At 65.6% G+C, this 18,195-nt stretch carries 18 protein-coding genes; 10 read left to right on the top strand and 8 right to left on the bottom strand.

Annotated features, from left to right (window positions below; genetic code table 11):
- Positions 1-216: 216 nt before the first annotated feature.
- Both AC1ROX_RS22320 and AC1ROX_RS22315 read left to right on the top strand, forming a co-directional pair.
- On the top strand, positions 217-666 hold the full coding sequence (locus AC1ROX_RS22320; protein ID WP_493129228.1) for a tripartite tricarboxylate transporter TctB family protein: 450 nt from the start codon (positions 217-219) through the stop codon (positions 664-666).
- 1 nt (position 667) lies between these two features.
- The gene (locus AC1ROX_RS22315; protein ID WP_493129226.1) at positions 668-2,170 is read left to right on the top strand and encodes a tripartite tricarboxylate transporter permease; all 1,503 of its coding nucleotides are present in this window, start codon (positions 668-670) and stop codon (positions 2,168-2,170) included.
- Positions 2,171-2,176: 6 nt separating this feature from the next.
- Here the strand turns inward: AC1ROX_RS22315 and AC1ROX_RS22310 are convergent, their stop codons facing one another.
- A complete protein-coding gene (locus AC1ROX_RS22310; RefSeq protein ID WP_493129224.1) occupies positions 2,177-3,241 on the bottom strand; it encodes a lactonase family protein in 1,065 nt (354 codons plus the stop codon).
- Positions 3,242-3,273: 32 nt separating this feature from the next.
- Positions 3,274-4,188, bottom strand: coding sequence for an EamA family transporter (locus tag AC1ROX_RS22305; protein ID WP_493129222.1), 915 nt, complete (start codon positions 4,186-4,188; stop codon positions 3,274-3,276).
- Between the two features lie 105 nt (positions 4,189-4,293).
- Here AC1ROX_RS22305 and AC1ROX_RS22300 point away from each other — a divergent pair, with 105 nt between their 5' ends.
- From AC1ROX_RS22300 to AC1ROX_RS22280, 5 genes are read left to right on the top strand one after another with little or no spacing between them, the layout of a single operon-like run.
- Positions 4,294-5,565 (top strand): ABC transporter substrate-binding protein, encoded by a 1,272-nt coding sequence (locus tag AC1ROX_RS22300; protein WP_493129220.1) that lies wholly within the window; start codon positions 4,294-4,296, stop codon positions 5,563-5,565.
- A gap of 30 nt (positions 5,566-5,595) precedes the next feature.
- Positions 5,596-6,498 carry a branched-chain amino acid ABC transporter permease gene (locus tag AC1ROX_RS22295; protein ID WP_493129218.1) on the top strand — a complete coding sequence of 301 codons (903 nt, stop codon included), beginning with the start codon at positions 5,596-5,598 and terminating at the stop codon, positions 6,496-6,498.
- Positions 6,499-6,504: 6 nt separating this feature from the next.
- A complete protein-coding gene (locus tag AC1ROX_RS22290; RefSeq protein WP_493129216.1) occupies positions 6,505-7,512 on the top strand; it encodes a branched-chain amino acid ABC transporter permease in 1,008 nt (335 codons plus the stop codon).
- Between the two features lies 1 nt (position 7,513).
- Entirely contained in the window at positions 7,514-8,269 is a 756-nt protein-coding gene (locus AC1ROX_RS22285; protein WP_493129215.1) for an ABC transporter ATP-binding protein, read from the top strand.
- The gene (locus AC1ROX_RS22280) at positions 8,266-8,979 is read left to right on the top strand and encodes an ABC transporter ATP-binding protein (protein WP_493129213.1); all 714 of its coding nucleotides are present in this window, start codon (positions 8,266-8,268) and stop codon (positions 8,977-8,979) included. Before AC1ROX_RS22285 ends, AC1ROX_RS22280 begins: the two co-directional genes overlap by 4 nt.
- Before the next feature lie 134 nt (positions 8,980-9,113).
- Here the strand turns inward: AC1ROX_RS22280 and AC1ROX_RS22275 are convergent, their stop codons facing one another.
- Together AC1ROX_RS22275 and AC1ROX_RS22270 are read right to left on the bottom strand one after the other, a co-directional pair.
- The gene (locus AC1ROX_RS22275) at positions 9,114-10,493 is read right to left on the bottom strand and encodes a sensor histidine kinase (protein ID WP_493129211.1); all 1,380 of its coding nucleotides are present in this window, start codon (positions 10,491-10,493) and stop codon (positions 9,114-9,116) included.
- Complete coding sequence (locus AC1ROX_RS22270) at positions 10,471-11,145, bottom strand: winged helix-turn-helix domain-containing protein (RefSeq protein ID WP_493129209.1); 675 nt, start codon at positions 11,143-11,145, stop codon at positions 10,471-10,473. Before AC1ROX_RS22270 ends, AC1ROX_RS22275 begins: the two co-directional genes overlap by 23 nt.
- Positions 11,146-11,278: 133 nt before the next feature.
- On the opposite strand from AC1ROX_RS22270, the gene AC1ROX_RS22265 reads away from it, so the two are divergent.
- On the top strand, positions 11,279-12,790 hold the full coding sequence (locus AC1ROX_RS22265; protein WP_493129207.1) for a DegQ family serine endoprotease: 1,512 nt from the start codon (positions 11,279-11,281) through the stop codon (positions 12,788-12,790).
- 319 nt (positions 12,791-13,109) lie between these two features.
- Here AC1ROX_RS22265 and AC1ROX_RS22260 read toward each other — a convergent pair whose 3' ends face one another.
- Positions 13,110-13,598, bottom strand: a complete 489-nt coding sequence (locus AC1ROX_RS22260) for a CoA-binding protein (protein ID WP_493129205.1) — start codon at positions 13,596-13,598, stop codon at positions 13,110-13,112.
- Positions 13,599-13,611: 13 nt separating this feature from the next.
- On the opposite strand from AC1ROX_RS22260, the gene AC1ROX_RS22255 reads away from it, so the two are divergent.
- Complete coding sequence (locus AC1ROX_RS22255) at positions 13,612-14,772, top strand: NADH:flavin oxidoreductase/NADH oxidase (RefSeq protein WP_493129203.1); 1,161 nt, start codon at positions 13,612-13,614, stop codon at positions 14,770-14,772.
- Between the two features lie 84 nt (positions 14,773-14,856).
- Positions 14,857-15,396 (top strand): peroxiredoxin, encoded by a 540-nt coding sequence (locus AC1ROX_RS22250; protein ID WP_493129201.1) that lies wholly within the window; start codon positions 14,857-14,859, stop codon positions 15,394-15,396.
- On the opposite strand, the gene AC1ROX_RS22245 is transcribed toward AC1ROX_RS22250, so the two are convergent.
- Genes AC1ROX_RS22245 through AC1ROX_RS22235 form a run of 3 tightly spaced genes read right to left on the bottom strand, consistent with a single transcriptional unit; the run spans position 15,374 to position 18,193 of the window.
- A complete protein-coding gene (locus tag AC1ROX_RS22245; protein ID WP_493129199.1) occupies positions 15,374-16,183 on the bottom strand; it encodes an ABC transporter permease in 810 nt (269 codons plus the stop codon). The two genes, AC1ROX_RS22250 and AC1ROX_RS22245, sit on opposite strands and share 23 nt — an antisense overlap.
- Complete coding sequence (locus tag AC1ROX_RS22240; RefSeq protein ID WP_493129197.1) at positions 16,180-17,076, bottom strand: ABC transporter permease; 897 nt, start codon at positions 17,074-17,076, stop codon at positions 16,180-16,182. Before AC1ROX_RS22240 ends, AC1ROX_RS22245 begins: the two co-directional genes overlap by 4 nt.
- Entirely contained in the window at positions 17,069-18,193 is a 1,125-nt protein-coding gene (locus AC1ROX_RS22235; protein ID WP_493129195.1) for an ABC transporter ATP-binding protein, read from the bottom strand. The genes AC1ROX_RS22240 and AC1ROX_RS22235 overlap by 8 nt, the downstream gene beginning before the upstream one ends.
- Between the last annotated feature and the right edge of the window lie 2 nt (positions 18,194-18,195).

Genomic DNA, 18,195 nt, shown 5'->3' with positions numbered 1-18,195 from the left:
GCGGCGCCGTCCCGTCAAACGCCTCATGAAGAGTGAACTTTCAGGACCTGTGTGAACTTCCGCACAGACTTCCGGTGAATGCTCCTTCATTCCGGAGAGCGGGGTTGGCCGGTGCGGGCGTCAGCTTGGCGTAAGTATCGGAAGGTACGGTCCTTGGCTGTGTTTCGCGATTATGGCCGTCGCAGCACAGCGTAAACGTTTAGGGAGCGAAACACCGTGCAACGGTTTCTGACCAAGGACTTCTTGTCCGGGTTGATGTTTGTCGCCTTTGGTCTGGGCGCTCTCTATGTCGGCCAGCATCTTGCTATCGGCACTCCCGTCCGCATGGGACCGGGATACGTGCCCCGCATGCTGTCCCTGATCATGCTCGCCCTGGGCGTGCTGATCTGCATCGTCGCCGTGGTGAGCGGCAGCGAGCCAGTCGAGAAGCCGAAGTGGAAGCCGATCACGCTGGTGACGCTCGGCATCGTCTGCTTCGCGCTGCTGTTCGAGCGCGCAGGACTGATCCCGGCGCTGGTCGTGCTGATCATGATTGCCTCCCTTGCCGGTGAGGAATTCAAGCTCATTGAAGTAATCGGCAATATCGTCGTGCTCTCCGTCCTCTGCACGATCGTCTTCAAGGTCGGGCTGGGTATGAACATCTCTGTCGTGCAGGGGATTTGGTAAGATGGATCTCCTTGGAAATCTCGGCCTCGGCCTCAGCGTCGCCTTCACGCTCCAGAACCTGACCTACGCCTTGCTGGGCTGCATGGTCGGCACGCTGATCGGCGTTCTTCCCGGCATCGGCCCCGTGGCGACCATCGCCATGCTGCTGCCGATCACCTTCCACCTGCCGCCGACCGCCTCGCTGATCATGCTGGCCGGTATCTACTACGGCGCGCAGTACGGCGGCTCGACGACGTCGATCCTGGTCAATCTGCCGGGCGAGGCCTCCTCGGTCGTGACCTGTCTCGACGGCTACCAGATGGCGCGGAAGGGACGTGCCGGTGCGGCGCTGTCGATCTCCGCCGTCGGCTCGTTCTTTGCCGGCACCGTCGGCACGATCATCATCGTCGTCTTTGCCGAACCGCTGACGCGCATGGCGCAGAAGTTCGGCCCGGCCGACTACTGCTCGCTGATGGCTCTCGGCCTCGTCGCCGCGGTGGTCCTGGCCAGCGGCTCGGTGATGAAGGCGATCGCGATGATCTTCCTCGGCCTGCTGTTCGGCCTGGTCGGCACCGACGTGAACACGGGTGCGCAACGCTTCACCTTCGACATTCCGGAGCTGAGCGACGGCATCGACTTCGCGCCGATCGCGATGGGCCTGTTCGGCATCGCCGAGATCGTGGTCAATCTCGAAAAACACATGGAGAGATCCGGGGCCATCAAGGTCGGGTCGCTATGGCCAACCGGCGAGGAGATTCGCCGCGCCTTCCCGGCCGTCCTGCGCGGAACCCTTCTGGGATCGTTGCTCGGCGTGCTGCCGGGCGGCGGTCCGACCCTCGGCGCCTTCTCGGCCTATACACTCGAGAAGAAGCTGTCGAAGACCCCGGGCGAGTTCGGCAAGGGAGCGGTCGAGGGCGTTGCGGCGCCCGAGGCGGCCAACAATGCCGCGGCCCAGACTTCGTTCATCCCGATGCTGACGCTCGGCATCCCGTCCAACGCCGTCATGGCGCTGATGGTCGGCGCCATGATCATCCAGGGCATCCAGCCGGGCCCCGAGGTCATGACCAAGAAGCCCGACCTGTTCTGGGGCATGATCGTTTCGATGTGGATCGGCAACGCCATGCTGGTCATCATCAACCTGCCGATGATCGGCATGTGGGTGAAGCTGCTGACCGTGCCGTACCGCTTCCTGGCACCGGCCATCCTGCTCTTCTGCTGCATCGGCGCCTACAGCCTGCAGAACAGTACCTTCCACGTCTTGCAGGTCGCGATCTTCGGCGTGCTGGGCTACGTGTTCGTCCGGCTGGGCTGCGAAGGCGCGCCGTTCCTGCTGGGCCTGGTGCTGGGACCGCAGATGGAGGAATACTTCCGGCGTGCCATGCTGCTCTCGCGCGGCGACGCCATGGTCTTCCTCGAACGTCCGATCAGCCTCGGTCTGCTCATCACGACCGGCCTGCTGCTGATCCTGATGGCTCTGCCGAGTATCAAGAAAGCCCGCGAGGAAGCCTTCGTGGAAGAGGGCTGATTCCCTCTACCGCGAGAACACGATACACGCCGGGCTGCCGACCTTGGTCCGCAGCCTGGTGGGGGCTAGCAGCCCGTTGCGGCCGACCTTGTAGGCGATGATCGAATCGCCGCCTTGGTTGGCGACATACAGGAAACGCTCCGCCGGATCGAAGGCGAAGAAGCGCGGCACGCCACCTTTGGTCGGCACCCACTGACGCGGCGAGAGCGTGCCCTTGGCGGCATCGATGCCGAACACGCCGATACTGTCATGGCCACGGTTCGAGACGTAGACGTTGCGTCCCGCGCCATCGACCCAGATCTCCGCGCCGGTGCTGTAGCCGGTGAAGTCCGACGGTGTCGACGGCACGGTCTGCAACGGCGTCAGCGCACCGCTCGACACATCCTGGCGATAGCTCGTGATCGTCGAGTCGAGCTCGTTGATGACGTAGGCGAACGGCTTGCGCGGATGGAAGTCGATGTGGCGCGGACCCGCGCTCGGTCGGGAGGCAACACGGCTGGTCTCGACCAGCACGCCGCGCCTTGCATCGAGGCGGTAGCCGATCACGCAGTCCGAACCCTTGCAGGGCAGGTAGAAGGTCTTGCCGGTGCGATCGAGTGGATTGTGATGCGGCCGCACGTTCTTCTGTTCGATGCGGTGCGGGCCCAGCGCTGCGGTCACGGCCGTCAGGGTGGAGTAGGGAGCGAGAGTGCCGTCCTTCGCGATCGGCAGCGCGGCCAGCGAGTCCGAGCCGTAGTTGCTCACCACCAGGAAGCGCTCGGCGGCATCGAAGGCGAGATGGATGGGATTGTAGCCGCCCGTCGGCTGGCGGTTCAGAACAGCCAGATGGCCGGTCTCGCGATCGACCGTATAGGACGTCGCTTCGCTGCGATCGCCGTGCACGGAATAGAGGCGGGTGCCGGCGGCGTTCAGCGCCAGGAACGACGGATTCTCCAGCCCGCCGAGATGCTGGATGTGCCGGAAGGCGCCGCTCTTTGGATCGACACGATAGACGTTGATGCCGTTGCCGTGGCCGTTGCGCTCGGGCGAGGTGTAGCTGCCGACATAGGCGAAAAGCTGATCTGTTTTCATGGCGCCATTGTTTGCGCCGACCGCATGCAAGGTCAACGCGCGTTGGAGACGATCAGAACGACACCCAGCATGACCAGGACGATGCCAGCCAGTTCGCGGCGGTTCATCGATTCGCGGAAGACGCGGCGCGAGACGAAGTAGCTGAACACGACCTCGATCAGGATCAGCGTGCGCACCTGGGAGGCCGGGGCGAGCGCCAGCGCGGTCACGTTGGCCAGTGACGCAGAGGCACCGGCGATGCCGGCGAACATCGAGACTCGCCATTGTCGCAGTGCGCCCAGCACGACGGCGGGGTTTCGCATCAGCAGCCAGGCACAGAGCAGGACAGCCTGCAGGAGCTGACTCCAGAACAGCGTCTCCGCCGCGGCGAGAAAGGGAGACGGTGTGTGCAGCGCCAGGTTGGCGCCGCGATAACCGACCACCGAGATGGCGAATGAGGAGCCCGAGGCGAGGCCGTAGAAGGCGGCCGGATCGGCCCAGCTTCGTTTCACGCCGTCGCGCGCGGGAGGGCGCGGCGTCAGCAGCACGACGCCCAGGGTCGCCGCGACCATGGCCGCGACCGCCAGCGCCGACAGGGTCTCGCCGAGGAACAGGACGGAGAAGAGCGCCACCTGGATCACCTCGCTCTTGGAGTAGACGAGGCCGATCGCAAAGCTGCGTTCCTCCATCGCCCGCAGCAGGAGGGCCGTGCCGGCCATCTGGCTCAACGCCGCGACGATCACCCAACCGCCGAACGCCCAGGTGAGGGTGGGGTGAGGAAAGCCACCGACCGTGAGGACGAGGCCCAACCACAGCGCCAGTACGGGCATGCCGTAGAGGAAACGCACCAGCGTTGCGCCGAGCGTCCCCAATTCGGTGGTGAGATGACGTTGCGTGGCGTTGCGGACGGTCTGGGCGGTGGCGGCAAAGACGGTGAGAGGAATCCAGAGCCAGGAAGGAGGGATCATATCCCTGACTCTAGGGAGGGTTGTCGTTTGACCATCTCGAACAATTGACCATAGGATCGAAGCAATCGGTCAAAGACCGCAAAAGAATTTTCGGGAGCGAACACCATGACGTCCATCGAGTCACGTCGCGCGAGTCGTCGTCAAGTTCTCAAGGGCGCGGGAGCCGTGGCTGCGGCCGGGCTGATCGGCGCACCTGCCATCAGCAAGGCCCAGACCGGCGCCATCAAGATCGGCGTGCCGACCGTACTGTCGGGCCGTGTCGCCATCCTCGGCCAGACCAGCGTCGGCGGCCTGAAAGTGGTGTTCGACAAGTTCAACGAGGCCGGCGGCATCAACGGCCGCAAGATCGAGATGGTCGTCCGCGACTCCAAGGGCGCGCCGCAGGAAGCCGCCAAGGTGACGCGCGATCTCATAAACAACGACAAGTGCGAGATCATCCTCGATGCCGAGGCGTCGAGCGGCGCTTTCGCTGTGCAGGAGGTCATCCGCGAAGTCGGCGTGTTCTGCATCCACTCCAATTCCGAGACCTCTTCATTGACGGCCGATCCCAAGCTGCATGTGCCAACGGCGTTCCGCACGGCGCGCCAGGGCATCCACGATGCGATCGGCGGCGGCGACTACGCTGCCAAGATCGCCAAGGCCAAGGGCTTGAAGAAGTGGGCGACCTGCTCGCCGGACTATGCCTATGGCCGCTCGAACACGGCCGAGTTCATGGAATACGCCAAGCATTTCGACGGCAACATCCAGATCGTCGAGGAGTCGTGGCCCAAGCTGTTCCAGCCGGACTACACCGAGGTCGTGACGAAGCTGCTCAACGCCAAGGCCGATGCCATGTATTCGGCGCTGTGGGGCGGCGATCTCGTGGCCTTCATCGACCAGGCCAACCTCTACGGGCTGTTCGACAAGCAGGCCTCGTTCATGGTGAACCTCGGCGACTACGGTGTCGTCGACCAGGTGAAGCAGTTTCCGCAGGGCGTCTACTCGGGCGGCCGCTACAACCGCACGGTGCCGGCGACCAAGGAAAACGAGGAATGGTACCAGAACTACGTCAAGACGCAGAAGCACAAGCCGACCAACTGGTCGTGGGAGAATGCCGTCGCCGCCGAGTTCATCGTCGAGGCGCTGAAGAAGACCAACGGCGACACCAACGGCAAGAAGATGGCCGAGGTCGTCAAGGGCATGACGCTCAAGACCCAGTTCGGCACCAAGGGATCGGTGACGATGCGGGCCGAGGACAACACCCTGGTCGACTACATCATCGGCTACGGCGTCTCGCTCTCCAAGGAACCCTACGTGGCCGACTTCCAGTCCTCGGCCTGGGAGCCGATCTTCGAACTCGAGAAGCAGTGGAAGAAGAAGCAGGGCTACATCTCCTGACCGCGCACCGCTTTCGAGTAGGGTAAACAGGTGGATCTCGACGCGTTGCTACGCTGCGTCGGGACGACGTCATGCGTCGTCACGCAGCTCACCAGCGGCATGATCATCGGCATGCTGCTGTTCCTGATCGCGTCGGGCGTGACGCTGATCTTCGGCGTCCTGAACGTCATCAACTTCGCGCACGGCTCGCTCTACATGATCGGGGCGTACGCGGCGTGGACCTTTTATCAGCTCACCAACAGCTACTTCGTCTCCGCATTGGGGGCAGCCGTGGCCGTCGGCGTGCTGGGCGTCCTGTTCGAGCGCGTGCTGATGAGCAAGGTCTACGGCTCCAACGTGCTGATGCAGCTCCTGGTCTGCTACGCCGTGGTGCTGATCTCGGACGATCTCATCAAGATCATCTGGGGGCCGGTGCCGCTCTCGATGGGCATGCCGCCCGAGTTCAGGTTGCCGCCGATCCGTTTCATGGGCGGCGTCATCCCGCCGTTCTATCTCTTCATGATCCTGGCGGCGATGGCGATCGGGCTGCTGCTGTGGCTGGTCATCGTGCGCACGCGCTTCGGCAGCATCGTGCGGGCCGCGGCCATCAACGGCCCGATGGTGTCGGCGCTGGGCATCCGCGTGAACCTCTACTACGCCGCCGTGTTCGGCATCGGCAGTGCCCTGGCCGGCGCGGCGGGCGCCCTGGCGGCGCCTGTCCGCTCGCTGACGCCGGGCATGGGCTTCTCGATCCTGATCGAGTCCTTCATCGTGACGGTGATCGGCGGCATGGGTTCGATCGTCGGCGCCTTCGTAGCCTCGATCATCATCGGCCTCACGCGCTCCTTCGGCAGCATCGGCTTCCCGCTGTTCGTCGACGGCGTGATGTTCCTGATCATGGCGCTGGTCCTGATCTTCAAGCCCAGCGGCCTGTTCGGCCGCCCACACCGGTAGGCGGCGATGGCGGGACGTTGGCGCGATCTCGGCCTCGCTGCGCTGGGGCTCTTGCTGTTGCTGCTGGTGCCGGTGTTCGGCGCGCCGCCGGCGATTCGCGACTTCATCATGTTCGGCATGGCCTACGGCCTGCTCGCCATGTCGCTCAACCTGCTGATCGGCTACACCGGACTGGTGTCGTTCGGCCACGCGATGTTCTTCGCAGCCGGCGCCTATGCGTTTGGCCTCGCGATGCAGTCCGGCAAGTTTTCGATCCCGGGCGCTTTCGTGCTGGCGATGGCGTTCACCGCGACGATGGCCCTGATTGTCGGCGCCATCTGCGTGCGGCTGAACGAGATCTATTTCGCCTTCCTGACGCTCGCCTTCCAGATGCTGTTCTACAACATCATCCTGGGCTGGGTGTCGTTCACCGGTGGCGACCAGGGGCTGATGGGCGGCATCCCGCGGCCGAAGTTTCTGGGCATCGATCTCGCGGACCGGACGCAGCTCTACATCTTCTGTTCCGTGGCCTTCATCGTCTGCATCGCCGTCCTGCGCCAGATCGTGACGTCGCCGTTCGGCTACACGCTGCGCATGATCCGCGACAACCAGGAGCGCGCGGCCTTCCTGGGCATCAACGTGCCCTTGGTGAAGCTCGCCTGCTTCATCATCTCGGCCTGCGTGGCGGGCGTGGGCGGCATCCTGCTCACCCTGTTCGTGTCCGGCGCCTATCCCAATTTCGGCTTCTGGACGACCTCGGGCGAGGCGATCTTCATGATCCTGCTGGGCGGATCCAACGTCTTCCTGGGTCCGCTGGTGGGCACCGTGATCCTGCGCCTGCTGAACGACATCACGGTCAGCTACACCAGCCATACCGAGCTGGTGCTGGGCATCGTGATCCTCGTCCTGGTCCTTGGCCTGCGCAAAGGCCCGCTCGACCTGCTGGCCGAGCGCTGGGAGAACCGGCGACAGGCCAAGGCCCAGGCAGTGCGCGACGCGGCCGACAAGGCCGCGCAGACGGGCAGGGATGCCTGAGATGCTGAAGCTCGAAAACCTCAAGAAGTCCTTTGGCGGCGTGGCGGCGACGCGCGACGTGACGCTCGACTTTGCCGATGGGTCGCTCAGCGCCATCATCGGACCCAACGGCGCCGGCAAGACGACGCTGTTCAACCTCGTCACCGGCCGTTTCCCGCCGGACACGGGCCGCATCCTGCTGGCGGGCGAGGACATTGCCGGCCTCTCGCAGCGCCGGATCGTGCGGCTGGGCATCGGCCGCGCCTTCCAGGTCGCCAGCCTGTTCCCGACGCTCACCGTCTCGGAGGCGCTGGCGGCTGCCGCGCAGGCCCACCAGCGCCGCGAGACCGTGCTGCGCTCGCCATTCCCGCTCGCCACGACGACGAAGCACGGCGACGAGATCATGGAGCTGCTGGGGCTGACGCGGGTCGCGGGCCTCCTGAGCCGCAACCTGAGCCATGGCGACCAGAAGCTGCTCGATATTGGCCTCGCACTGGCACTGGAGCCCAGGGTGCTGCTGCTTGACGAGCCGACCGCCGGCATGGGACCGGAGGAACGCTGGCGCATGATCGAAACGGTGCAGCGCCTGTGGCGCGCGCGCGGCATGACGCTGATCTTCATCGAGCACGACATGGACATCGTCTTCAAGGTCGCCCAGACGGTGCGCGTCCTGTCCTACGGCTCGGTGCTGGCTGAAGGCACGCCCGACGAGGTGCGGACCAATCCCAAGGTGATCGAGGCCTATCTCGGCAAGTCGGCGCATGGAGCGGCGGCATGAGCGCGGAGATCCTGCGCGTCGATGATATCGACGTCTTCTACGGTGCCAGCCAGATCCTGTTCGGCGTGTCGTTCGGCGTGGAGAAGGGCCAGTCGCTGGCGCTGCTTGGCCGCAACGGCGCGGGCAAGAGCACGACCATGAAATCGATCATCGGCATCGCGCCGTCCAAGCGCGGCACGGTCTCGGTGCGCGGCACGCCGGTCCAGAAATTCACACCCGACCGCATCGCCCGCGAGGGCGTGGGCTTCGTGCCGGAGGACCGGCAGATCTTCCCGGAGCACTCGGTCGACGACAATCTCAAGATCGCGATCAAGCCGGGCGTAGGCGGGCGGATCGACTGGACACTGGAGAAGATCTACGACGTCTTCCCGATCCTGGCCTCGATGCGCACTCGCATGGGCGGCCGTCTGTCGGGCGGCGAGCAGCAGATGCTCACGATCGCGCGCACCCTGATGGGCAATCCCGACGTGGTGCTGCTCGACGAGCCCAGCGAAGGGCTGGCGCCGATCATCGTCGAGAAGATCGGCGAGCTGATCCAGCGCCTGCGCGACATGGGCACGACCCTGATCGTGGCCGAGCAGAACATGCATTTCTGCCTCGATATCGCGAGCCACGTCGCGGTGATCGACAAGGGCCACATCGTCTATCGCGGCTCGATCGACGAGCTGCGTGCCAACGACGACGTGAAGAAGCGCTACCTGGCGGTCTGATGCCCGGTGAATTCTGGCAAATAAACGAAACAAACGAAATAAACGAATCAAACGAATCGAAAAAGGGCGGCTCCTGAATCAGGTGTCAGGGTACCGTCGACAGATCACTGCGAAAGGCCCGTTTCAACAGCCTGTTAGGCCGCGAACTTCAGGACCACCCGCAGGCCGGGCTTCGCATCCTCGAGCCGGATCGTGAGCCCGTGCAGGCCCGCGATCGCCTTGACCATGGCCAGGCCCAGGCCGCTGCCGGAGGTCGATCGGCTGCGGTCGAGCCGGTAGAAGCGGTCGAACACCTTGTCGTGCTCGGCGGCGGGGATGCCCGGCCCATTGTCCGCCACCTCGATCTCGAAGCCGTCGCCCTGCCGGCGCAGTCCGAGCCGCAGCCGCGTGCCTTCGGGCGTGTGGCGCAGCGCGTTTTCCAGCAGGTTCGAGACGAGCTGGGCGATGAGCTGGCGGTCGCCGGTCAGGGTCGCGCCAGGCTCGACCTGCACATCGAGGGCGCGATGGGAATCCTCAGCCACTGGCTGGTAGGTTTCGCCCAGGCTTTTCAGCAGGGCCGAGACGTCGAAGGGCGCGAAGGCGCTTCTCTGCGCGCCGGCCTCGACCTGCGCGATACGCAGCAGGGCGGAGAAGGTCTCCAGAAGGGCGTCGGCCTCCTCGATGGCGGCATCGGTGGCGGCGCTGTAGTCGGCGGTCGTGGTGGCGCGTTCACGGGCATCCTCCAGCCGCTGGCGCAGGCGGCCGAGTGGCGTGCGCAGGTCGTGGGCGATGTCGCTCGACACCTGGCGCAGCCCGTCCATGAGCTGCTGGATGCGCGCCAGCATGGCGTTGAGGCTGGCGACGAGCTGGTCGATCTCGTCGTGTGTGCCGCGCACGGGAATGCGGGCCGAGAGATCGCCTTCCATGATGGCACGGCTGGTGCGCGTGATCGTGTCGATGCGGCGCAGGAAGTTGGTGCCCAGCAGCGCGCCGCCGGCAATGGCCAGCAGCAGCGTGACGCCGCCCGACCAGACGAAGGCGCGGACGATCGCGCGCTGCATGTCGGCCAGGCGGTTGGCGTCCTGCGCCACCAGCAGGAACGATCCGTCGGCCAGCGTCAGGCCGAAGCCGGTGAGCTTGGGGCGCTCGCCGCTGGCATCGACGGCTTCGGGCTGGTCACTCTGGGGCTCGAAGTCGACGGCGCCGTTGACCGGCGGCATGCCGGGCAGGTTGCCGACGACGACGCGGCGGTTCGGCGCCTGCAGCAGGTAGAAGATCGGCCCCTTGGTGCGGAAGTTGATGCGCCGCGTGATCTGCTCGGCCAGGCCCGCAAGCCCGCTGCGGCGATGGACTTCGGCCAGCTGGTAGGCCTCGGAGCGCAGGACCGCTGCCATGTCGTTCTGCATCGCCGCCGTCGCCGTCCAGTAGACGGTCACGAACAGCACGGCGGCCGACAGGATGAACAGGACCGCGTAGATCAACGGCAGGCGGAAGCTTGCCGAGCGCAGGATCCTAATCAGGCGCGCGGATGACATAGCCTGCCCCCCTGATCGTATGGAGCAGCGGCTTGTCGAAGCCCTTGTCGATCTTGGAGCGAAGCCGGCTGATATGCGTCTCGACGATGTTGGTCTTGGGATCGAAATGGAAGTCCCAGACCTTCTCGAGCAGCATGGTGCGCGTCACCACCTCGCCGGCATGGCGCAGCAGGTATTCCAGGACCTTGAACTCCTGGGCGAGCAGCTCGATGCGCCTGCCGGCGCGCGTCACGGTGCGGGCGAGCAGGTCCATCTCGAGGTCGCCGGCGGCGAGGGAGGTCGCGGCCACGATCGGCGGACGGCGGGAGAGGGCGCCGATGCGCGCGCGCAATTCGGCGAAGGCGAAGGGCTTGGTGAGATAATCGTCGCCGCCGGCCTCGAGTCCCGCGACGCGATCGTCGACACCGCCCATGGTGGTGAGGAACAGCACCGGCGCCTTCATCCCCGAGGCGCGAGCCGCCTTGACGAGCGACAGCCCGTCCATCTGCGGCAGCATGCGGTCGACGATCAGCACGTCGTATTTCTCGCCGGTGGCGAGATACAGGCCGTCGCGGCCGTTGTCGGCATGATCGACCACGTGGCCGTGCTCGCGCAGGCCCTTGGCGATGTAGTCGGCGGTTTGCTTGTCGTCTTCGACGAGGAGGATTTTCACGGCGCCCGTCTATCCGGCGCCGGCCTCCGGCGCAACGTTCCCCAACTATACAAACATTCAATCCTGCGGCCATCCCGGCGCTACAGGGCTCCCCCCATATTCCGAGCACCCCCCAAGGAGGAGGCTGTAAATCATGACCAAGACCAAGTCCCGTATCCTGACCGCCCTGGCGCTCACCACCGCCCTGACGGCGCCTGCGCTGATCGCCCCGATGTTCGCCGCTCCCGCGGCCATCGCCGGCCAGACCATGCCCGTTCAGGACTTCTCGGACCTGGCTGCCAAGGTAACCCCGGCGGTCGTCAATGTCGCCGTGACCATGAAGGCCGGCGCCGACGACGGCGACGAGACCCGCATGTCGGACTCGCAGCAGAAGCAGATGGAAGAGTTCATGAAGCGCTTCTCGGAGCGTTTCGGCCAGCCGATGCAGCCGGGTCGCCCGGACGGCAAGCAGGCGCGTCCGCAGTCGAAGGAGAAGGCCCAGGCGGTCGGCACGGGCTTCATCATCGACGCCAAGGGCGTGGTCGTCACCAACTACCACGTCGTCGGCAAGGCCGACTCGATCACCGTCACCATGGCGGACGGCACCAAGCTGCCGGCCAAGATGCTGGGCGGCGACGAGAAGACCGATCTGGCCGTGCTGAAGGTCGAGAGCGACAAGCCGCTCCCGTTCGTCTCGTTCGGCGACGCCACCAAGGTGCGCGTCGGCCAGCCGGTGATGGCGGTGGGCAACCCGTTCGGCCTCGGTGGCACCGTGACCACGGGCATCGTGTCGGCGCGCGGCCGTGACATCCACTCCGGTCCGTTCGACGACTACATCCAGACCGACGCGGCCATCAACCGCGGCAACTCGGGCGGCCCGCTGTTCGACATGGACGGCAACGTGATCGGCATCAACACGGCCATCTACTCGCCGACCGGCGGCAGCATCGGCCTGGGCTTTGCCATCCCGTCCTCGCTGGCGCAGCCGGTGGTGGCGGAGCTGAAGGACAGCGGCCGGGTCGAGCGTGGCCTGCTCGGTGTCCAGATCCAGCCGGTCTCGAAGGAGATCGCCGAGAGCCTGTCGCTCAAGGACGAGAAGGGTGCCCTGGTGGCGATGGTCCAGCCGGACAGTGCGGCGCTCGCAGCCGGTGTCCAGTCGGGTGACGTGATCATGAGCGTCGACGGCAAGAAGGTCGACGGCATCAAGGAGCTGACGCGCACGATCTCCGCGGTCAAGCCGGGCAACTCGGTGAAGCTGGGTGTGTGGCGCGACGGCAAGGAGATGAGCCTGACCGCCAAGGTCGGCGGTCAGAAGGACGACGCGATCGTCAAGGCCAGCGCCGACGGCAAGGACGCCGTGAAGCCGGCGCCCATGTCCTACGGCGTCTCGCTGGCGCCGCTCTCTGCGGAGGCGCGCAAGCAGCTCGGCCTGGACGGTGACGTGAAGGGTGTGGTTGTCGCCACGGTCGAGCCGGGTAGCCCCGCCGACGACCAGGGCCTCAAGGCCGGCGACATCCTCCAGCAGGTCGGCAAGGACGCCGTCGACAGCCCGAAGGCGGCTGCCGAGAAGCTCAAGGAAGCCAAGACCACCGGCAAGCCGGTGCTGATGAAGGTGTTTCGAGAGGGGATGACGCGCTTCGTCGCTATCTCTCCCCGGGCGGCCTAGCAAACCTCTCGACCGGTCGGAGCCTTAGGGCTCCGACCGAAACCTTCAAGCTTTCAGTCTTCGAGGTCGAAGCGAAGCCGCTATCTCTCCCCGGGCGGTCAGCAGAACCTCAGTAAGAGGCCGGCGGTGGCCCCACCATCGCCGGCTTTCTTACGCCTCTCCAAATCTCTCAGGGGGGCCGTGCCATTCCCGGCGAAGACCGGGAAGGCGCGATCATGAGGGGGAGCGGAGGTCTGCAGCCTGGTGTGGCGGTGCTGCGGACCTCCAAACCTTTTTCAGAATGCCGTTTGCCGGGGCGCGCCACTCCAGTGGCGCGAATTCACAGGGCGCGCTTCCTCGACGAAATGACTCCGCTGGCGATGCCGTGCCATTCGATGGTGCCGGCGAGGCGGGAGTGTTCGATCTTGGGGCAGCGGTTCATCACCACCTTGAGGCCGGCCTTTTCGGCGCGCGCCGCGGCCTCCATGTTCACCACGCCGAGCTGCATCCAGACGACCTTGGTGCCATGCTTGATGGCTTCGTCGGTGATCGGGCCGGCCGCCTCGGAGTTGCGGAAGATGTCGACCATGTCGACCTTCACCGGCAGCTCGTCGAGCGAGCCGTAGACCTTTTGGCCCAGGATTTCCTGGCCCTTGGCGGCGGGATTGACCGGGAAGACCTTGTAGCCGCGGTCCAGCAGATATTTCGCTGCAAAGAAGCTTGGCCGATTCCAGTTGGCCGACAGGCCGACCATGGCGATAGTCTTGGTCTCGCGCAGGATCTTGCGCAGGTACAGATCGTCATAACGGTCGCTGAAGGCGGCTTGCATGGGGGGATTATACATGGCCGGTCCGATGCTGTTCGAGCCGATTTCGATCCGCGACGTCACCCTGAAGAACCGGGTCGTCGTGGCGCCGATGCACCAGTATGCGGCGGAGAAGGGCTTCGCGACCGACTGGCACCTGGTGAATGCCGGCCGCTACGCCGCCGGCGGCGCGGGGCTGGTCATCATGGAATCCACCAAGGTCGAGCGGCGCGGTTGCGGTACGGTCGGCGATCTCGGCCTGTGGGACGATGCGTTCATTCCGGGCCTGAAGCGCTGCGTCGACTTCATCCGGCTGCACAATTCCGTGCCGGGCATCCAGCTCGGCCATTCCGGCCGCAAGGCCCGCCGTTTCCGCCCGTGGGAGGGCGGCGCGCCCCTGAAGCCGTCGCCCGAGATCGACGACTGGGATGATTGGGAGCTGGTCTCGTCGAGCGGCATCAATTCGCCCGACACCGATCCGACGCCGCGCGCGCTGACGCTTGCGGAAATCCCGGAGGCCGTGGAGCGCTGGGGGCAGGCGGCACGTCGCGCGCATGAGGCCGGGTTCGACGTGCTCGATATCCATATGGCGCACGGCTACCTGATCCATCAATTCCTCTCGCCGTTCTCCAACGTGCGCAACGACCAGTATGGCGGCAGCGAGCTGAACCGCATGCGCTTCGCCATCGAGGTGGTGGAGAGCGTGCGCGCGCACTGGCCGGCCTCGAAGCCTCTGTTCGTGCGCTTCTCGGTCGAGGACGATTCCGGCTGGGGCCCCGACCAGAGCGTGGCGCTCGCCAAGATCCTGAAAACGAAGGGCGTCGACGTGATCGACTGCAGCTCGGGCGGCATGCGGGGCGCGCCGGTCGTGAGCACCGGGCCCGTGACCTATGGCTACCAGGTGCCCTATGCAGACCGGCTGAAGAACGACGCCGACATTCTCAGCATGGCTGTCGGCCTGATCGTGCATGCCGACCAGGCGGAGAAGATCCTGCAGGAAGGCCGCGCCGACTTGATCGCCTTGGCGCGTGAGCTTCTCTACAATCCGAACTGGCCGATGGATGCCGCGCAGAAGCTGGGCGTCGACGCGAAATTCGCTTCGGTGCCGCCGGCGCAGGCCTATTGGCTGGCCAAGCGCGCGCAATCTGTGAAGACGGTCACACCGTCGACCTACATGAAGGGACTGCACGCCGAGTGAGGCTCTAACTCACTCCGACGTGACACCACCGCACCGCATCGTGCGTTATGGTCTCCGTCCCCTCGAATGCTGGCGGAGAAGATCATGAAGCGGATTGCGGCAACGGCTTTGGCGCTTGCCTGTGTCATCGCAACACCCGTTTGGGCGGCCCTGAAGCCCGGCGACGCGGCGCCGGACTTCACGGCGCAGGCCGCGCTCGACGGCAAGGACTACACCTTCTCGCTGGCCGATGCGCTGAAGAAGGGGCCGGTGGTGCTCTACTTCTTCCCCAAGGCCTTCACGACCGGCTGCACGGCCGAGGCGCATGAGTTTGCCGAGGCGGCGGAGCAGTTCAAGGCGATGGGCGCGTCGCTGATCGGCATGTCGGCCGACAACATGGAGACCTTGCATAAGTTCTCGACTCAGGCCTGCTCGGGCAAGTTCCCGGTGGCTGCCGATCCGGACCTCAAGGTCATCAAGGCATATGATTCCGCGCTGGTGCGGGTCGGCAGCGCCGGCATCGCCGACCGCATCTCCTACGTCATCGCGCCCGACGGCAAGATTGTCTACGCCTTCTCCGACCGCAATCCCGACAAGCATGTCGAGAACACGATGGCGGCGGTCAAGCAGCTGCAGAAGAAGTAGCCGTCCGGTTCCGCTCGGCGCGCTTGCGCAGAAGATGCGCGGCGCCCATCAACGCGGCCGTCAGGACGATCGTCAGGGTCGAGACGGCGGCGATGGTGGGATCGATCTGGAAGCGCAGGTCGTCCCACATGCGTCGCGGCAGGGTGACCGCGCCGGTTCCTGAGATGAAGAGCGCCACGATCAGCTCGTCGAACGAGGTGATGAAGGCGAACAGCGCGCCGACAAGCACGCCGGGCTGGATCAGGGGCAAGGTCACCTGGAAGAAGGTGGCGCCGGGCGTCGCGCCGAGGCTGAGTGCGGCCTGTTCCAGGCGCGGGTCGATGCCGGAAAGGCTGGCCGTCACGCTGGTCACGACGAAGGGCACGGCGAGGCAGGTATGGGCCAGCACCATCGCGATCGGCGTGCCGACAAGGCCGTAGCGCGAATAGGCGTAGTAGATGCCGATCGCCACGACGATGCCGGGCACGATCAGCGGCGACAGGATCAGGCCGGCCGCGACGACTCGCATCGCCTTGGGCAGGCGCGCGATGCCGAGCGCTGCAAGCGTGCCGAGGAATGTCGCCAGCACGACCACAGCGCAGGCCACCCAGATGCTGACCCAGGTCGGCTTCAGCCAGTCGGGATTGCTGAAATAGGCCTCGTACCAGCGCAAGCCGAAAGCCGGCGGCGGGAAGGTGAGATAGGTCGCCGAGGAGAAGGAGACGATCGCCACCACGACGATCGGGAAGGCGAGGAAGAACAGGATGAGCCCGACGACGCTGGCCGGAAGGATGCGCCCCAGTATCATCGCATGCTCGTCTTGAAGGCGCTGCCGACGCCCGGCAGCTTGCGCGCCACCGCGAGGATCGCGAGCGCCGTCGCCAGCAGGATCGCTGAGAGCGTCGCGGCATAGGCCCAGTTGAGCTGGTCGACCTGCTGCGCGATCAGCATCGACAGGGTGATGTCGCGCGGCCCGCCGACCATGGCCGGCGTGATGTAGAAGCCCAGCGCCAGCACGAAGGTGAGGAGAGTGCCAGCCGCTACGCCCGACATGGAGAGCGGCAGGATCACCTGCCGGAAGGTCATGAACGGCGTCGAGCCGAGGCCCGAGGCGGCGCGGATCAGCGACGGGTCGATCTGCCTGAGCGCATTGGCGATGGGCAGGATCATGTAGGGCAGCAGGATGTGGATCATCGCGATCTGGGTCGCGAGCGGCGTGTTCAGGATCCGGATCGGCCGCTCGATCATGCCCAGCGCCAGCAGCGCCTCGTTGACCAGTCCGTGGCGGCCGAGCAGCACCATCCAGGCGTAGCTGCGGACCAGGACGCTGGTCCAGAAGGGCAGCAGGATGATCACCAGGATGAACGGCGCCATCGACTTGGCGCGCACCAGTCCCATCGCCACCGGATAGCCTAGGATCAGGCAGCCCAGCGTGACCGTCACGGAGGTGTTGATGGTGATCCAGAAAGTCTTCTGGAACACGACATCGTCGAACAGGGTCGCGTAGTGCGCCAGCGTCCAGGTCGGGTCGTTCACGCTGCGCAGCAGCATCGCGACCACCGGCAGCGCGTAGAAGACCAGCATGTAGATCAGCAGCGGCGCCGCCAGCAGCAAAGGCACGGCGCGACGCCAGTCGAGCGGTGCCGCCTTCGGCCGGCTGACCGCAACGGCGAGGGAGGCGGGCTGCACGAACTCAGACAAGAATCGTGTCCGCGACGGACCAGGCGATCTCCGCGCGCTCGCCGACGGCGCGGCGGCGGATGGCGGCGCTGGACGGTTCCTTGAGGACGATCGAGGTGCCGTCGCCGGCCTGCAGCATGTAGCGGCAACGCTCGCCAGCGAAGACGGCTTCGGTGACGGTGACGCTGAGACGATTATGCTGCGTCTCCGCACCAGCCCAGGCACTGTCGGCGAAGCGCAGGCGTTCGGGCCGCGTGGTGAGCGTCACCTTCTCGCCACTGGCAGGCCGGTTGGGGCAGAGCGCGCGGATCAGCGTGCCCTCGCATTCGGCGACGACGACGTCGTCTTCCAGGCCCCGCACGATCGCCGGCAGGAAGTTCGATTCGCCGATGAAGCCCGCGACGAAGCGGTTGTTGGGCCGGTCGTAGAGATCCTCGGGACTGCCGACCTGCGCCACCTTGCCGTCGTTCATGACGGCGATGCGGTCGGACATGGTGAGCGCTTCTTCCTGGTCGTGCGTCACGTAGATGAAGGTGATGCCGAGATCGGCGTGCAGCCTCCGCATCTCGAGCTGAAGATTCTCGCGGAGCTGCTTGTCGAGCGCGCCCAGCGGCTCGTCCATCAGCAGCAGGCGCGGCTTGAAGACGACGGCGCGGGCGACGGCGACGCGTTGCTGCTGGCCGCCCGAGAGCTGGCGCGGATAGCGCGCGCCGTAGCCCGGCAAGTGCACCAGCTCCAGCGCCTCGGCGACCAGCTTGGCACGCTCGGCCTTGGGCACCCCGCGCTGCTTCAGGGGGAAGCCGACATTCTCCTCGACGGTGAGGTGAGGGAACAGGGCGTAGTTCTGGAACACCATGCCGATGTTGCGCCGGTAGGGCGGCATGGCGACGACCGATTTGCCGTCGATCGCGATGTCACCGGCGGTCGGCGTCTCGAAGCCGGCGATCATCATCAGGGTCGTGGTTTTCCCCGAGCCGCTGGGCCCCAGCATCGTCAGGAATTCTCCCGAGCGGATGTCGAGCGACACGCCATCCACGGCTTTGGCGGCGTTGGCGCGATCGTAGGTCTTCTCCAGGTTGGAGAGCGTTACCGACGCTCCCCTAACTGAACTCGCTCCGTTCGTGCCGGTGCCGGTCATCG

Source organism: Reyranella sp. GW821-FHT14A01, from assembly GCF_058803965.1.
Note: the sequence above shows the minus strand (reverse complement) of the source record. Positions and strands in the feature narration are given on the sequence as shown.

Excerpts from the sequence above, each read along its gene's own strand:
- AC1ROX_RS22315 (WP_493129226.1), top strand. The coding sequence starts at position 668 with ATGGATCTCCTTGGAAATCTCGGCCTCGGCCTCAGCGTCGCCTTCACG.
- AC1ROX_RS22310 (WP_493129224.1), bottom strand. The coding sequence starts at position 3,241 with ATGAAAACAGATCAGCTTTTCGCCTATGTCGGCAGCTACACCTCGCCC.
- AC1ROX_RS22305 (WP_493129222.1), bottom strand. The coding sequence starts at position 4,188 with ATGATCCCTCCTTCCTGGCTCTGGATTCCTCTCACCGTCTTTGCCGCC.
- AC1ROX_RS22300 (WP_493129220.1), top strand. The coding sequence starts at position 4,294 with ATGACGTCCATCGAGTCACGTCGCGCGAGTCGTCGTCAAGTTCTCAAG.
- AC1ROX_RS22290 (WP_493129216.1), top strand. The coding sequence starts at position 6,505 with ATGGCGGGACGTTGGCGCGATCTCGGCCTCGCTGCGCTGGGGCTCTTG.
- AC1ROX_RS22285 (WP_493129215.1), top strand. The coding sequence starts at position 7,514 with ATGCTGAAGCTCGAAAACCTCAAGAAGTCCTTTGGCGGCGTGGCGGCG.
- AC1ROX_RS22280 (WP_493129213.1), top strand. The coding sequence starts at position 8,266 with ATGAGCGCGGAGATCCTGCGCGTCGATGATATCGACGTCTTCTACGGT.
- AC1ROX_RS22275 (WP_493129211.1), bottom strand. The coding sequence starts at position 10,493 with ATGTCATCCGCGCGCCTGATTAGGATCCTGCGCTCGGCAAGCTTCCGC.
- AC1ROX_RS22265 (WP_493129207.1), top strand. The coding sequence starts at position 11,279 with ATGACCAAGACCAAGTCCCGTATCCTGACCGCCCTGGCGCTCACCACC.
- AC1ROX_RS22260 (WP_493129205.1), bottom strand. The coding sequence starts at position 13,598 with ATGCAAGCCGCCTTCAGCGACCGTTATGACGATCTGTACCTGCGCAAG.
- AC1ROX_RS22255 (WP_493129203.1), top strand. The coding sequence starts at position 13,612 with ATGGCCGGTCCGATGCTGTTCGAGCCGATTTCGATCCGCGACGTCACC.
- AC1ROX_RS22250 (WP_493129201.1), top strand. The coding sequence starts at position 14,857 with ATGAAGCGGATTGCGGCAACGGCTTTGGCGCTTGCCTGTGTCATCGCA.
- AC1ROX_RS22245 (WP_493129199.1), bottom strand. The coding sequence starts at position 16,183 with ATGATACTGGGGCGCATCCTTCCGGCCAGCGTCGTCGGGCTCATCCTG.
- AC1ROX_RS22235 (WP_493129195.1), bottom strand. The coding sequence starts at position 18,193 with ATGACCGGCACCGGCACGAACGGAGCGAGTTCAGTTAGGGGAGCGTCG.